The 13891-nt window shown below is 68.3% G+C and carries 21 protein-coding genes; 10 read left to right on the top strand and 11 right to left on the bottom strand.

Annotated elements, in window-relative coordinates; translation table 11 throughout:
* Positions 1 to 111 precede the first annotated feature (111 nt).
* Entirely contained in the window at positions 112 to 366 is a 255-nt protein-coding gene (locus tag ACP7AZ_RS06575) for an Lrp/AsnC family transcriptional regulator (protein WP_303694133.1), read from the bottom strand.
* A 45-nt stretch (positions 367 to 411) separates the two neighbouring features.
* On the opposite strand from ACP7AZ_RS06575, the gene ACP7AZ_RS06570 reads away from it, so the two are divergent.
* Both ACP7AZ_RS06570 and ACP7AZ_RS06565 read left to right on the top strand, forming a co-directional pair.
* Positions 412 to 1230, top strand: coding sequence for an alpha/beta hydrolase (locus ACP7AZ_RS06570; protein WP_426037249.1), 819 nt, complete (start codon positions 412 to 414; stop codon positions 1228 to 1230).
* 60 nt (positions 1231 to 1290) lie between these two features.
* Positions 1291 to 3150, top strand: coding sequence for a monovalent cation:proton antiporter-2 (CPA2) family protein (locus ACP7AZ_RS06565; RefSeq protein ID WP_426037247.1), 1860 nt, complete (start codon positions 1291 to 1293; stop codon positions 3148 to 3150).
* Between the two features lie 36 nt (positions 3151 to 3186).
* Here the strand turns inward: ACP7AZ_RS06565 and ACP7AZ_RS06560 are convergent, their stop codons facing one another.
* Positions 3187 to 3576 carry a hypothetical protein gene (locus ACP7AZ_RS06560; protein ID WP_426037245.1) on the bottom strand — a complete coding sequence of 130 codons (390 nt, stop codon included), beginning with the start codon at positions 3574 to 3576 and terminating at the stop codon, positions 3187 to 3189.
* 159 nt (positions 3577 to 3735) lie between these two features.
* Here ACP7AZ_RS06560 and ACP7AZ_RS06555 point away from each other — a divergent pair, with 159 nt between their 5' ends.
* The gene (locus ACP7AZ_RS06555; protein WP_426037243.1) at positions 3736 to 4044 is read left to right on the top strand and encodes a hypothetical protein; all 309 of its coding nucleotides are present in this window, start codon (positions 3736 to 3738) and stop codon (positions 4042 to 4044) included.
* On the opposite strand, the gene ACP7AZ_RS06550 is transcribed toward ACP7AZ_RS06555, so the two are convergent.
* The 7 genes from ACP7AZ_RS06550 to ACP7AZ_RS06520 form a co-directional block, all read right to left on the bottom strand.
* Entirely contained in the window at positions 4016 to 4681 is a 666-nt protein-coding gene (locus tag ACP7AZ_RS06550) for a DUF4126 domain-containing protein (protein ID WP_426037241.1), read from the bottom strand. The genes ACP7AZ_RS06555 and ACP7AZ_RS06550 overlap by 29 nt on opposite strands.
* A gap of 51 nt (positions 4682 to 4732) precedes the next feature.
* Complete coding sequence (locus tag ACP7AZ_RS06545; RefSeq protein WP_426037239.1) at positions 4733 to 5020, bottom strand: GNAT family N-acetyltransferase; 288 nt, start codon at positions 5018 to 5020, stop codon at positions 4733 to 4735.
* 67 nt (positions 5021 to 5087) lie between these two features.
* On the bottom strand, positions 5088 to 5477 hold the full coding sequence (locus ACP7AZ_RS06540) for a hypothetical protein (RefSeq protein WP_426037237.1): 390 nt from the start codon (positions 5475 to 5477) through the stop codon (positions 5088 to 5090).
* Between the two features lie 10 nt (positions 5478 to 5487).
* A complete protein-coding gene (locus ACP7AZ_RS06535; RefSeq protein WP_426037235.1) occupies positions 5488 to 6156 on the bottom strand; it encodes a hypothetical protein in 669 nt (222 codons plus the stop codon).
* Positions 6157 to 6228: 72 nt separating this feature from the next.
* A complete protein-coding gene (locus tag ACP7AZ_RS06530; RefSeq protein ID WP_426037233.1) occupies positions 6229 to 6753 on the bottom strand; it encodes a 6-pyruvoyl trahydropterin synthase family protein in 525 nt (174 codons plus the stop codon).
* Between the two features lie 85 nt (positions 6754 to 6838).
* Positions 6839 to 7213, bottom strand: a complete 375-nt coding sequence (gene folB / locus ACP7AZ_RS06525; RefSeq protein ID WP_426037231.1) for a dihydroneopterin aldolase — start codon at positions 7211 to 7213, stop codon at positions 6839 to 6841.
* 8 nt (positions 7214 to 7221) lie between these two features.
* A complete protein-coding gene (locus ACP7AZ_RS06520; protein WP_426037229.1) occupies positions 7222 to 7974 on the bottom strand; it encodes an SDR family oxidoreductase in 753 nt (250 codons plus the stop codon).
* Between the two features lie 207 nt (positions 7975 to 8181).
* Between ACP7AZ_RS06520 and ACP7AZ_RS06515 the strand changes: the two genes are divergently transcribed.
* The 7 genes from ACP7AZ_RS06515 to ACP7AZ_RS06485 all read left to right on the top strand — a co-directional run bounded on the left by ACP7AZ_RS06515 (position 8182) and on the right by ACP7AZ_RS06485 (position 12773).
* Entirely contained in the window at positions 8182 to 8970 is a 789-nt protein-coding gene (locus ACP7AZ_RS06515) for a hypothetical protein (RefSeq protein WP_426037227.1), read from the top strand.
* Between the two features lie 43 nt (positions 8971 to 9013).
* Complete coding sequence (gene arsC / locus ACP7AZ_RS06510) at positions 9014 to 9421, top strand: arsenate reductase (glutaredoxin) (RefSeq protein ID WP_426037225.1); 408 nt, start codon at positions 9014 to 9016, stop codon at positions 9419 to 9421.
* A gap of 9 nt (positions 9422 to 9430) precedes the next feature.
* Positions 9431 to 9901 (top strand): NUDIX domain-containing protein, encoded by a 471-nt coding sequence (locus ACP7AZ_RS06505; RefSeq protein ID WP_426037223.1) that lies wholly within the window; start codon positions 9431 to 9433, stop codon positions 9899 to 9901.
* An 11-nt stretch (positions 9902 to 9912) separates the two neighbouring features.
* Positions 9913 to 10362, top strand: coding sequence for a DMT family transporter (locus ACP7AZ_RS06500; RefSeq protein WP_426037221.1), 450 nt, complete (start codon positions 9913 to 9915; stop codon positions 10360 to 10362).
* 61 nt (positions 10363 to 10423) lie between these two features.
* Positions 10424 to 10879, top strand: coding sequence for a YkgB family protein (locus ACP7AZ_RS06495; RefSeq protein ID WP_426037219.1), 456 nt, complete (start codon positions 10424 to 10426; stop codon positions 10877 to 10879).
* 36 nt (positions 10880 to 10915) lie between these two features.
* Positions 10916 to 11935: a UbiA family prenyltransferase gene (locus tag ACP7AZ_RS06490; protein ID WP_426037217.1), complete on the top strand. Its 1020-nt coding sequence runs from the start codon at positions 10916 to 10918 to the stop codon at positions 11933 to 11935.
* A 13-nt stretch (positions 11936 to 11948) separates the two neighbouring features.
* The gene (locus tag ACP7AZ_RS06485) at positions 11949 to 12773 is read left to right on the top strand and encodes a DUF3298 domain-containing protein (protein ID WP_426037215.1); all 825 of its coding nucleotides are present in this window, start codon (positions 11949 to 11951) and stop codon (positions 12771 to 12773) included.
* 151 nt (positions 12774 to 12924) lie between these two features.
* Here the strand turns inward: ACP7AZ_RS06485 and ACP7AZ_RS06480 are convergent, their stop codons facing one another.
* Positions 12925 to 13398 (bottom strand): alpha/beta fold hydrolase, encoded by a 474-nt coding sequence (locus ACP7AZ_RS06480; RefSeq protein WP_426037213.1) that lies wholly within the window; start codon positions 13396 to 13398, stop codon positions 12925 to 12927.
* Positions 13340 to 13861, bottom strand: a complete 522-nt coding sequence (locus ACP7AZ_RS06475) for an alpha/beta fold hydrolase (RefSeq protein WP_426037211.1) — start codon at positions 13859 to 13861, stop codon at positions 13340 to 13342. Before ACP7AZ_RS06475 ends, ACP7AZ_RS06480 begins: the two co-directional genes overlap by 59 nt.
* Between the last annotated feature and the right edge of the window lie 30 nt (positions 13862 to 13891).

The following is a 13891-nucleotide window of genomic DNA, read 5'->3' as shown; positions in this document are numbered from 1 at the left end:
CTCTTGCGAGCAGACGGAGGGGCTCCAGACGGCGGCAAGAACCCCTCCGTCTCTCCGCTTCGCTCCGAGCCACCTCCCCATCGCTGCGCGACAGGGAGGAGACGCCGGGCGTCACTTCGTCGGCAGGAAGGGCGAGAAGGTGATGACGGTGAAGGTGTCGCGGATGTGGGGGCGGGTCTGGACCGACTTCGTGACGAAGGTGCCGATGTCCATCTCCCGGGGCAGCTGGAACTTGGCCAGGAGGTCGTACTGGCCCGAGGTGGAATAGACCTCCGAGACATATTCAACATTGTCGACCATGTCGGCGGCGACGTCATTGGCGTGGCCCAGCTCGCATTTGATGAAGACGAAGATGGCGGTCATCATGGTCGTGGGCTCCGGTGTTCGGGGGCTTGAGTAGCGGATGCGCACGTGAGCGATAAGCCCCCCCAATCAGACTTGGATCTCGAAGCCGGATACAACAACCGGGCCGCCGTGCCCGATCACCCCGTCGTCATGGCCCGGTGGAAGGCGGATGCGGAGGCGGCGCGCGTGCTCCATCCGCCGACCGCCCTGCCCTACGGCCCCGGCAAGCGTGAGGTCATGGACCTGTTCGAGGCCGGGCCGGACGCGCCGGTCGCGGTCTTCATCCATGGCGGATACTGGCAGGCGCTGGATCGATCGTGGTTCAGCTGGATCGCGCCGGCGATTCTGAAGCATGGCGTCAGCCTGGCCGTGCCGTCCTATGACCTGTGCCCCGATGTGCGGCTGGGGCGGATCATCGGCGAGATTCGGGATGCGGTGGCGCTGATCCGCACACGGACCGGCAGGCGGCCGGTGGTGTTCGGCCATTCCGCCGGCGGGCATCTGGCGGCCTGCATGCTGTCGGAGGGACGGGCTTCGGCGGCCGTCGCGATCTCGGGCCTGTTCGATCTGGAGCCGCTGATCCCGACCTCGCTCAACGAGGCGCTGCGGTTGGACGCGCGCGAGGCGGCCGCCCTGTCGCCGGTTCACTGGCCGGTCCCGAACGGATCGACGCCGGGCGGGACGGTTCTGGATTGCGTCGTCGGGGCGGACGAAACGAGCGAGTTCGTGCGCCAGTCGCGGGACATGGCGGACGACTGGGGCGGCAAGGGAGTGGAGGCGCGGTTCGAGGCCCTGCCGGGCCTGAATCACTTTACCGTCCTGGACCCGCTGGGCGACCCGGAGAGCGGGCTGGTGAAGCGGATCGTGGAGCTAGCGAAAGCCTGAAGCCCCTCGCAATCGCGGCAAAGCGTCGCCACTATAGGGGCTCGCGGCACGGGACGGATCATGGCGGAACCGACGGGAATGGGTCTGGGCCACGCGGTGGCGCTGCTGGCGGCGGCGGTCGTCGCCGTGCCCCTGTTCAAGCGGTTCGGCCTGGGCGCCGTGCTGGGCTATCTGGCGGCCGGTCTGATCCTGGGACCGTCGGCCCTGGGCGTCGTGCGTGAGCCAGAGACCATGCTGCATGTGGCCGAGATCGGCATCGTGCTGTTCCTGTTCATCATCGGGCTGGAGATGCGCCCGGCGCGGCTGTGGAGCCTGAGGCGGGAAATCTTCGGCCTCGGCGCCGTGCAGGTGATGACCTGCGCCGTCCTTCTGACCGGGGCCGCCCTGCTGGCGGGTCTGCCCTGGTATGCAGCGGTGATCGCCGGTTTCGGCTTCGCCCTGTCGTCCACGGCCATCGTCATGCAGTTGCTTGACGAGCGGAACGAGAAATCCGGACCGGCGGGCCAGCGGGTCGTGTCGGTGCTGCTGTTCGAGGACATCTCCATCGTGCCGCTGCTGGCGATCGTCGCCGCCCTGGCCGCGACCTACGGGACGGCCGTGGAGGCCGCGAGGCCGGTCTGGATCACCATCGGGTCAGCGGTCGCGGCCGTGGCCGGGGTCTATGTCGCGGGGCGCTGGCTGGTGAACCCGCTGTTCCGCCTTCTGGCGCGCTACGGCGGGCGCGAGGTCATGACAATGGGCGCGCTGGTCGTGGTGCTGGGCTCCGCCTTTGCCGTCAGTCTGGGCGGACTATCCATGGCCATGGGCGCCTTTCTGGCCGGCGTGCTGCTGTCGGAATCGACGTTCCGGCACCAGTTGGAGGCCGATGTGGAGCCGTTCCGCGGCATCCTGCTCGGCCTGTTCTTCCTGGCCATCGGCATGTCGCTGGACCTCGCCGTGGTCGTGCGCGACTGGGCCTGGGTGCTGGGCGGGGTCGTAGCCTTCTCGGCGCTGAAGATGATCGGCGTCTATGCCGTCGCCCGGCTGAAACAGAGCCACGGCGAAGGGCTGTTGCGCGCCGCCCTGATGGGCGAGGGCGGGGAGTTCGCCTTCGTCCTGTATGCGACGGCGGGGGCGGCCGGCCTGTTCGATCCGCGCACGGCGGCGATCCTGTCGGCGATGGTCATTCTGTCGATGGCCCTGACACCGCTTCGGCTGTTTATCGCCGACAGGCTGAGACCGGACGAGGCGCTGGATCCGGACACGGCGGATGGCGTGGACCGGGCCGCGAACCTGCGCGAGCGGGTGTTGATCATCGGTTTCGGCCGGTTCGCCCAGGTCGTGGCGCAGCCGCTGCTGGCCCGCGACGTCGATGTCTCGATCATCGACATGGATGTGGAGATGATCCAGGCCGCCGGAAAGTTCGGTTTCAAGGTCTATTACGGTGACGGCTCGCGCCTGGACGTGCTGCGCGCGTCGGGCGCCGAGGGGGCCGAGACCATCCTGGTCTGCGTCGACAAGCCTGAGGCGGCGGACCGGATCGTGGAACTGGTCAAGGCCGAGTTCCCGCTGACCAAACTGTTCGTGCGCGCCTATGATCGGGGTCATTCGATCCGGCTGATCAACGCGGGCGTGGAGTTCCATATCCGCGAGACCTTCGAAAGCGCTCTCGCGTTCGGCGAGCATGTTTTGAAGGACCTCGGCTTCTCCGAGGACGAGGCGCGCGAGACCATCGAGGACGTGCGTCGTCGCGACGAGGAGAGGCTGGTGCTGCAGGTCTCGGGCGGGCTGCAGGCCGGCCGCAATCTGTGGCGCAACAATACGACGACGCCGCAGCCGGAGCCCTACGTCAAGCCGCGGCGCGAGGCCCAGGCCCTGAACGAGGACGCCGCCGAGGTCATGACCGCCGAGGAGCGAGAGCGGCAACAGGAAGAGGCCTGAGGTCGCCGGCCGAACCCGCGCGATGTTCTGTGGGCTCTAGGGTCGCGTGACGATCCAGTCGTCACCGTCGCGACGGGCGGTCCAGGGCACACCTTCCCAGTCGAGGAAGTTCAGGATCGCGTCGGGATGGGCCGACCCCGCGCCGAAGGGCGAATGGTCGAACCGGCGTGCATCGGCGTCCCACCTCGCACGCCAGCAGCCTCCGTCCCAGGTTTGATAATAAATGACGGTGTCTTCGTGCCCCGCATCGGCGTCTCTGGCCGTATGCAGAAACCGTTCGCCGTCGAGACGCGCCCGCCACAGCGAGCCGTCACAGGTGATATAGGGAATTTCCGTGACTACGCGTTCCTGCGTCGCCGCGGGCTCGCTCGCGGCCCCCGCGATCAGACCCAGCGCCACCCCGACTCCCGCCTGAAACACACGCATGGTTTCCCTCCGGACTGCTCAAGCCTAGCCGTTTGGGCCGCGGGAGTCAGCCCCTGCTGCGGCGCCCCGGCAACAGTCGGGACGACAAACACAACGCTCCGCGAAGGCGAGGAACAGCTTGACCACATCACCATTGTCCTCCGTGAAAGAGGATTGCCGATGCCGACGAAGAAGCCGAACAAGCCCGACCTGAGACTCGTCGTCGAATCCGAGGTCTATGACCTCATGCGCGCCCCCGAAAGCACCAGCGAGCGGGTCAGGCGCCTACAGATGGAAGCACGCGCCCTGGCCATTGAGCAGGTCGAGGCGCTGGAAAAAATCCTGAACGACGCGGCGACCCTGGCCGACGAGATCGCCAAGGGCGGCGACGCCTATCCGGTCGGGGCAAGGGAAATCGCGTCGCGCCTGGCCGAGGACCTGCCGGCCAAGGCCCAGACCATCAAGGCGATCGTGTCGCGCCTGCCGTGACGCCGTCACGGGCGTAAAGCCTCTGCCGCAGGCGCTTCGCGAGGCGGAACACCAGAACCGCCAGGACGATCAGCACCACCGGAACGAGGATCGGGGCCAGGAAGGCCAGGATCACCGTGCAGAAGGCCAGCACGTCCTCGATCAGGGACAGGACCGGATTGCCGACGCCGCCGGTCGTCGCGGTGGAGGTCAGGCGGGCTCCTCCCTGGGCGGCGTTGAAGGCGAAGGCGGTCGGGGCGCCGACGATGACCCCGGCGATGGCGGCCGTGGTCGGGTCGAGGCCGGCGAACACACTGCCCGCCGCGACCGCTCCGGCGACCGGTCTGGTGAAGGCGCCCAGTACGTTGAGGCCGTGATCGACGACGGGGATCTTGTCGCCCGCGAACTCGACGACCGCAGCGACGCCAAGCGCCGCAATGGCGGGCCAGTCCGCCAGCCAGTCCATCTGGTCGTTCAACTGGATGCCGAACAGGCCGAACCGCGCGGCGAGGGCCAGCATCAGCAGCGGCAGGAAGGTGCGCAGCCCGGTCGCCGAAGCGAGGCCGAGCCCCAGCAGGGCAGGCAGGACCCAGGTCTGGAGCGGACCGGCAGCGGCGCCGAGCCCTTGCTGAACGGCTTGAAGGTCGATGCTGTCCATCCTGCTCCTGCCGGTCCGTTGCCGGGCGAATGACGTAGCGCCCCGAAAGGTTTAGCCGATCACGTCGGCGTAGTCCCGATGCCGCCTGAACCAGGCGACCGCATAGCTGCACACCGGCGTCAGTCTATGGTTCCCGGCGCGGGCGTGGTCGGCGAGGCTCTGCATGAATTTGCCCGCTGCGCCGGAGCCGCGCAGTTCGTCCTCGGCCTCGACGTGAAGGATGGCGCGACGGTTCCCCTGAACCGAATAATCGGCCCAGACGCGACGGGTTTCGCCGTCGGCGTCGGTAAAGCCCTGTTCGTACCGTTGCTCGGCCACGACGTCGCAGAACTCGGTCATGAGTATCCCCTCGGCACGGCAGTCAAACCCCCTGGGTCGACGCACCGTTCCGTATGGTCACGCCTGATCAGGCGGGCTTGTCCGACATCAGGTTCACGACGCCGAGAATGCTCTTCACCGTGAACCAGATGCTGAGCAGGAACCACAGGGCACCGAACAGCAGCAGGAACGGGATGCCGATCAGGATGATCGACGCCGCCATGCTGATCGCGATCAGCACCCACAGGGCGATGGTCCACCAGAAGACCGACCAGAACAGCGCGATCTGGGCCTCGATATGCTGGCGCGGGAGACCGGTGGCGGAGCCGCGCGCGGCGTAGGCGACGACCAAGCCGACCAGGACCAGCACATTGGCCGACGGAATCGACAGGATGTAGAGGCCCCAGGCGATCAGGGCGGCGGGCTTGCCCTCGGCCTCGTGGCCGGGCTCGAGCCGAGGTTGCGACGCGTCGGACATGGGGACTCTCCTAGAACAGCCAGGCGCGCGGTCGCTCGATCGGACGGCCCGCCTTGAGTTTCAGAACGCCGCCGGCCCCGCGAAGGATCAACCACACCGCCAGGACGAACAGGACGAAGACGCCCAGGCCCACAGCGATCAGGATGGCGCCGAGCAGGGCGACGACGGCGCCGGCCCACAGGGTGCGCTGCTGGAACATGAAATGGCTGGCGGCCACTTCGCCTTGCGGACCTGCACGGCCGGTGACGGCCAGCAGAGCGATCAGGGCCGAGACGCCCAGGGTCGGCACGGCGAACAGGATCAGGGCATAGACGGCATAGATGCCCATGGCGCCGTCGATCGGCGCGGGCTCTTGGCGGCGACTCGCAAAAACGCCGACGGGTTGTTCGGGCATCGGCGTCTCGCGGGCCCATTGCGGCATCGGTTCCGCCGTGATCGGCGGACTCGGGATCGGCTTCGGCGCGGCGATCTCGGGAACCGGGGCGTCCACCGGGCCGGGCTTCGCGACGAAAAGCTCGGGCTCGGGAGCCGGCGCTTCAGATTCAGGCTCGACCGGGTGCGGCGCGGGCGCGCGCATCTGACCCTCCAGCGCGGCGGGCGAGGCAAAACCGATCAGGTCGTCGTCATGCAGCTCCGGATCAGAGGTCTGGGGCGCATTGGGATCGCCGGGCTCGGCCATCGGGGTCCTCGCGTTCATGGTCAGGACAATGGCGGGGCCGCCGGTCGGAGGCAAGCCGAACCGCGCGTAACCTTACCCCTTCAGGTCGTTGATCGACAGATCCGCCCGATCGATCCAGCTTCCGGCGGCCCAGGCGCGTTCGGCGGCGCTCAGGTGCTCGCCGATGATGATGGCGTTGGTCGGAGTCTCTTCCAGGGTGAGTTCCACGCAGCGGTAGGGGGAGCCGTCGTCGGCCAGGATGGCGTCCAGCTTGCGACGCAGGGCGACCGCAAAGGCCTCGGTCGTCGGATCGCCGTCGAACACCATCAGGCGGGCGACCCGCTGAGGCTCATTCGCCTGGAACCAGGCCAGCATGGGATCGGCGCCGTTCAGCTGGAAGGCGTGATCCACGGCCTTGTCGATGAAGCCGTGCCAGCGGCCCTTCAGCGTTTCGAACGAAGTGACGAAGTTCGAGGCGCCGAAATCCATCTCCGCCTCCGTGGCCAGGACGACGTGGACGAACTCGTTGTGGCCATGCGGCACCGCGCACCGCGACGCGGGGTCGGAGAGCAGGCGGTGGGCCATCGAGAAACGGCGGGTGAAACGAACCTGGGGCATTGCGCGGCGACATGTCGTGCCGAAAGCCGGCAAAGGCAAGGCTGGAGCCGAATCAGCAGCCCCCTTGTCCTTCGGACGAGACCCTTCAGCGTCTGTACGTCAGTTCGCACCCGGCCCCGTCGGCGGCCTCCAGCGCGTCCGGCTTGTCGATCCGCACGGTCACGCCGAGCACCCGGGCATCCTCCAGACAGTGCAGGGCCAGCCGCTCGGCGAAGGTCTCGACCAGGCCAACGTGGCCCTCGGCGATGATGCGGCGGGCGGAGGCGGCGACGGTTTCGTAGTTGATGGTGTCGGAAAGGCCGTGGACCTCGGCGGGGCCAAGATCGAGGGTCACGTCGATGACCAGGGTCTGCAGCCGGCCGTGCTCGTGGTCGTAGACACCGATACCGGCCTCGACCCGCAGGCCCTTGACGAAAACGGTCAGGTTGGCGCGCCGGGCGGCCGAAAGGGGTTGGATCACGGCGGGTTTCACTCGGCGATGTCGGGGGTCTGCCAGGCCAGGTGCTGGCCGCCGTCCACGGCGATCATCTGGCCGGTGACCGAGCGGGCGTCAACGAGATAGACGACGGCTCCGGCGATGTCCTCGGACGACGGGCCGTGGCCCAGAAGCATGGCGGCCTGTTCGGCGGCGAACTCGGCCTCCGACTGATGGATCGAGGCCAGGGTCGGACCGGGGCCGACGCCATTGACGCGAATGCGAGGGGCCAGCGCCTGGGCCAGGGTCCGCGTCGCCCACCACAGGCCGTTTCGCGACAGGGCATAGGAGAAGAAGCGCGGGTCGGGCTTCAGCACCCGCTGGTCCAGCAGGTTGACGATCGAGGCGCCGTCGGGAGCCTGGGCGGCGAAGGCCTCGGCCAGGACGAGGGGGGCGCGAAGGTTGGTCTCCAGATGCAGGTCCCAGGTCTCGCGGGACAGGCTGCCGACGCGGTCATCCTCGAACACTGAGGCATTGTTGACCAGGATGGAGATCGGGCCGAGCACCTCGACCGCCGCCGGGATCAGGGCGCGGGTCCCGGCCTCGTCGGTCAGGTCGGCGGGCAGGACCGCGGCGCGGCGACCGAGCGCGCGCACCTCTTCGGCCAACTGCTCCGCGTCCGCGACCGAATCCCGATGGTGGATAGCGACGTCATGGCCGCGCGCGGCCAGAGCCAGCACGATGGCGCGGCCGATCCGGCGCGCACCGCCCGTGACGAGCGCCGCGCCGCGCTGGGGTTCAGTCAACTCGGCCGAACTCGAACAGGTTAATGGCGCCGAGAACGGCGACGAAGCCGAGGATGATGTAGAGGGCCAGCATGGGGAGCTCCTGATTGTGACGCCGGAATAGAGGGCGCAGTCGAACGGTTCAAGGTGTCGATGCGAGCAAGGCCTGGAACGCAACAAAGCCCCGATTGAAGATCAGCGTTGTGACGAACAAACAAGGCGACCGCCGTGAACCCTAGCGAACGCGATATCCTGAGCAAGGTCCCGGCCATCACCGCCGGCTTCTGGCTGATCAAGATCCTGGCCACGACCCTGGGCGAGACCGGCGGCGATACCGTCAGTATGTCGATGGGGCTGGGGTATCTGACCGGCACGGCGATCTTCGCCACGATCCTGCTGGTGCTGGTGGCGGCGCAGATCCGGGCGAGGCGGCGTCACCCGTTCCTGTACTGGGCGACGATCATCGCTTCGACCACTGCCGGGACCACCCTGGCCGACTTCGCCACGCGGTCGCTGGGGATCGGCTATACGGGTGGTTCGGCCTTGCTGCTGGCCGCAGTGCTGGCGTCGCTGTTCGTCTGGCGAAGGGTCGAGGGCGAGATTCAGTCCGACACCGTCAGCTCGCCCCGCGCCGAGATCTTCTATTGGGTGACCATCACTCTGTCCCAGACCCTGGGCACGGCGCTGGGCGACTGGACGGCGGACACCGGCGGGCTGGGCTACCTGGGCGCGGCAGCGGTGTTCGGAGCCCTGCTGGCGGTCGTGGCCGGGCTGGCGCTGTGGACGCGCGTCAATCGGGTGCTGCTGTTCTGGGCGGCCTTCATTCTGACGCGACCGCTGGGCGCGACGGTGGGCGACTTCCTCGACAAGCCGCTGGACCACGGCGGACTGGCCTTTAGCCGACCTGTCGCATCGGCCGTGCTCGCCGTCGTGATCGTGGGGCTGATCCTGTTACTGCCCCAGCGAGCGGGCGGCCATCCGGGCGGCGGAACGGGCCGCACGATCCCGGCGGTCTGACGCAGGCGTTGATCGTCGGCCGTCCCTGTCGGACAAGGCGGCCATGACCGACTTTCCCGTGACCATCTTCCACAACCCGGACTGCAGCACGTCTCGCAATGTGCTCCGGGCCATTCTCGACCAGGGCTATGCGCCGAAGGTCGTGCTCTATCTCGAGAGCGGCTGGACGGCGTCGCAACTGACCAATCTGATCGCGCGCATGGGCGTTCCGGCCCGCGCCGTCCTGCGCGAGAAAGGCACGCCCGCCGAAACGCTGGGTCTGCTCGATCCGGCGGTGTCCGATGAGACCCTGATCTCGGCCATGGTCGAGCATCCGATCCTCGTAAACCGGCCGATCGTCGAGACGCCGCTGGGCGTGGTGATGGGGCGGCCGTCGGAGCGGGTGTTCGAGGTCCTGGACCGGCGGCCCGAACGGTTCGTCAAGGAGGACGGCGAGGTCGTCGTCCTGTAGCGTCGCCGCATGAACTGGCGCGTCCGAATCGAGCCCTTCACCCGGCCGCTGTTTTTTACCTACTCGCGCCTGCAGCGCGGCATGACGCTAGGCGTGCGGTCCGTGGCGGTCGATGCCCAGGGGCGGGTCATGCTGGTGAAACACACCTATCTGGCCGGCTGGTGGCTTCCGGGCGGCGGTGTCGATCGCGGCGAGACCACCATGGACGCCGCCGCGCGCGAGCTGTTCGAGGAGACGGGGCTGAGGGCGACCACGCCCGGCCGGCTGGTCTCGGTCCATTCCAACGAGCGGTTCTTCAAGGGGGATCATGTCCTGGTCTATCGCTTCGACGCCTTCGAGGCGGGCGCGTTGACCCACCATGGCGAGATCGCCGAGACCGGCTGGTTCGATCCGCGGAGCCTGCCCGAGGATGCGCACCGGTCGACCCGTGACCGGATGGCCGAGATGTTCGGCGGTGCGCCCGTCGATCCGCGCTGGTAGAGGCTGAACGTATGAACTTCGCACCCTGGATCGCCATGCTGGCGGTCGTCCTCGCCGGCGGCGCCACCGCGCTTCAGGCCCCGACCAATGCCCGGCTGGCGACAGCCTTGGTCAGCCCGGTCAACGCGGCCTTCGTCTCGTTCGCCGTCGGCACGGCCGCGCTGGGTATCCTCGCGGCCATTCTGCACACGCGGCCGGACATCACGGCGGCCAAGGGTCTGCCCTGGTACGCCTGGGTCGGAGGCCTGTACGGCGCGATCTTCGTCGTCGCCGCGACCTGGGCCGTGCCCCGGCTTGGCGTGGCCATGACCATCACCCTGATGGTGGCGGGCCAGTTAATCATCAGCCTGGCGCTGGATCATTTCGGCGCCTTCGGCGTGCCGCGCGCCCCGGTCAATCTGGGCCGGATCGCGGGCGTGGCCCTGGTCATCGGCGGCGTCATTCTGGTGCGCCGGAGCTAGGCGCGCTGTAACCGTTTCGAGCCTGGCGGCGAACCGGAGGGGAACCTTCACCGGAGCCTCCATGATCGAATCCCTGTCCCCGCCTCGCCTCGACGGCCGCGCCGCCCTGCGGTTCGGCATCGCCCTGATCCTGCTGTGGTTCGGCTACATGAAGTTCCTGCCCTACGAGGCCGAGGGCGTTCGCGGCATCGCCGAACACTACTGGCTGTTCAGCTGGCTCTATCCGCTGGTCGGCGTGGGCGGCGCCTCCGCGGTGATCGGCGTGCTGGAGGTCACGGCAGGCGTCCTGATCGCCCTAGGCGGCCGTTTCCCGTGGGCGGGACTGCCTGGCGCGCTGATGGGGGTGGCGACCTTTGTCGTGACGCTGAGTTTCTTCTTCACCGCACCCGGCATCTGGCAGGACGGCTACGGCTTCCCCGCCCTGGGCTCGACCGGGCAGTTCCTCACCAAGGACGTCGGGCTTCTGGCCATCTGCGTCTATCTGGCGCTAGACGCGTGGAAACGGCTCGACCTGTGACCTGACGCCGGGCGGACGGAGTGCTATCCGTCCGCCATGTCAGCCCCCCTCCCCGACGCCGGCCGCAACTGGGTCGACGCCCGAGCGCCCGAAGGCCTGAAGCCCTGGCTGAAGCTGGGGCGGTTCGACCGGCCGATCGGGATCTGGCTATTGTTGCTGCCCGGGTGGCAGGGGATCACCCTGGCGCTGGCCCAGTACAGGACGATACCCGACCTCCATGAGCTGTGGCTGTTCGTCGGCTTCGCCGTCGGCGCCTGTCTGATGCGGGCGGCGGGTTGCGCGTTCAACGACATCGTCGATCGCGAGATCGACCTGAAGGTCGCGCGGACGGCGGCGCGGCCGATCCCGTCAGGACGGATCAGCGTGCGGCAGGCGTGGCGGTTCGTGATCGGGTGCAGCCTGGTCAGCCTGTCGATCCTGCTGACGCTGAACCTGACGGCGGTGCTTCTCGGCGTCGGGTCGCTGGCGCTGGTGGCGGCCTATCCCTTCATGAAGCGGATCACCTGGTGGCCGCAGGCCTGGCTGGGGCTGACGTTTAACTGGGGCGCGCTGATGGGCTACGGCGCCGCGACCGGCGCCCTGTCCTTCCTCGTCTGGGCCAATGGCCAATGGAAGGTCGTGACAGGCGACTGGCTGACCTTCGCCGTCGCGCCGGGCGTGAACGGAGAACTGACGATCGCGGCCATCCTGCTCTACGTCGGCGGCGTGTTCTGGACCCTCGGCTACGACACCCTCTACGCCCTGCAGGACATCGAGGACGACGCCATGGTCGGGGTGAAGTCCTCGGCACGCCGATTGGGCAAGGGCGTTAAGACCGGAGTCGCCGCCTTCTACGGGCTGGCCGTGCTGTCCGCCGTAGCCGCCGGGGCGGTCGCCGGACTGGGCGTGGCCTTCTACGTCGGCCTCCTCGTTTACACCGCCCATCTGGCCTGGCAGGTGCGCACCCTGAGGCCCGCCGACGGCGCCCTGGCGCTGAAACTGTTCAAGTCGAACCGGGAAGCGGGGCTGATCCTGCTGGCGGCCATCGCCCTCGGCACCGTATCACTGCCCGTCTAGTCAGGAGATCGCCATGACCATGCCGTTTCGTCTCGCCGTTCTGAGCCTCGCCGTCGCCGCGACCCTGGCCGGCTGCAACCGCGACAAGGCGGCCGAGCCCGCCCCGCCGGCCGCCACCGCTGGAACCGGCGCAATCGTGACCCCGGCCGACGCCGCCGCCCCGATGGCCTTTGAGTCCAAGACCGCCTTCGCCGAGGTCAGCCTGACCCTGCCTGTCGCGATCAAGGCCCAGCCGGACCTTCACGCCCGCCTCTACGCCGCCGCCGTCCGCGACCTGCGCGAGTTCTCCGAAGGGGCCCAGGCCGACCGCACCGAGGCCGGCGGCGACGCGGGCATGGGCGCCTACAACAAGTCCATCGAGATCACGCCCGGCGCCGAGACCGGCAAGCTGTTCAGCCTGATCCGCACGGATTCGGAATACACAGGCGGGGCGCACCCCAACTCGTCGTTCGCCGCGATCCTCTGGGACAAGGCGCTGAAGCGCGAGCTCGCGGCGGCAGACCTGTTCACCAAGACCGGCGACCTGTCGGCGCTGGACAATGCCCTGTGCGCCGCCATCAACGCGGAAAAGAGGAAGCGCGACCCGCAGGCCCGGACGGTGTCCCTGACCGGCGGCGATATGTGGACATGCCCGCGCGCGGCGAGCCTTCCCTTCGTGCTGGCCCAGGGCACGATGCCGGGCAAGACGGGCGGACTGGTCTTCCTGATCGGGCCCTACATGGTCGGGCCCTATTCCGAGGGCGCCTACGAGGTGACCGTCCCGCAGAGCGCCTTCCGGTCCCTGCTGGCTCCCGCCTATGCCGACGAGTTCGCCGGCCAGCCCAAGCCGGAAGCCTGACGCAATCTTCTCCCTCACCTCTATGGGGAGGGTGGCCGAGGGAAGCGAGGTTGGGTGTGGCCTGTCCGTCCGTGCGAACTCGCCATTCGTACCCCACCCTGATCGCTGCGCGATCGTCCCTCCCCATGAAGGGGAGGGAAAACATCACGGCCTACTTCAGAAACTCGTCCACCAGCGCGTCGAAGCGCGCCGGCTGGTCGGCCATGATGAAGTGGCGGCTGGCGTCGACGCGGATCACCTTCACGCCCGGCAGGGCGGCGTATTCCCGCTCCCACAGGCCTTGCGCCATGGCGGGCGGCGGGCCGCCGTCCGGATCGGTGGCGTAGAGGGCTGTGACCGGGGTGGTCATGGCGGCCAGGCCCGGACGGGCGTCGGTGGTCATCACATCGCTCATCGCGGCGGCGAAGGCGTGCCGGTCGCTCGCCATTGACCAGTTGATGATGTGCTCGCGCATGGCCGGATCCCGGGCGAGGCTCGCCGCAGTTTGACCCTGTTGCGTCCGGAAGGCGGCCTCGTCTGCCGCGAGGATGCCAGCGGCGGCCTGGGCGGCGAAGGGACGAGCCTGATCAGCGGTCACGGTCGGGCCGAACATGGCGCTGTAGAACGGCAGGGCATCGACGATCATCAGTCGGCCGACGCGATCCGGATGCGACTGGGCCAGCAGCAGGCCACTGAGCCCCCCCCATCGAGTGGCCGATGACCGCTGGATGATCGAGGCCGAGCACGGCGATGTAACGGGCGAGTTCCTCGACCTCGGGCGTAACGAACGGGCCGTCGCCGTGGTTCCAGGGTTCGCCGGCGAAGCCCGCCAGCTGAACGAGATGCACCCGATGGGTGGCGGCGAGCCGGGTGGCCAGCGGACGCCAGACCTCGCGCGACGAAGCCAGGCCGGGGATCAGGATGACGTCGGGGCCGGAGCCGAACACCTCCACCGAAAGCCGGTCGGAGGCGAAGGGCGCAGTTTGCGAGGCGCCAGCGGGCTCGGCGTGAGCCTGGTCGTTGGCCACGATACAGGCGACAAAGACGCCGACAATGATCGCGAACCAGGCACGGGGGCGCCGGCACGCAGGAAAGGCGCGTGAAAACATTATAGTCTCCTTTGTAAGGTTATGCTGACT

The sequence above is a fragment of the Brevundimonas sp. DC300-4 genome (assembly GCF_049897365.1).
Taxonomy (GTDB): Bacteria; Pseudomonadota; Alphaproteobacteria; order Caulobacterales; family Caulobacteraceae; genus Brevundimonas.
This window is presented reverse-complemented; position numbering and strand designations above follow the sequence as displayed.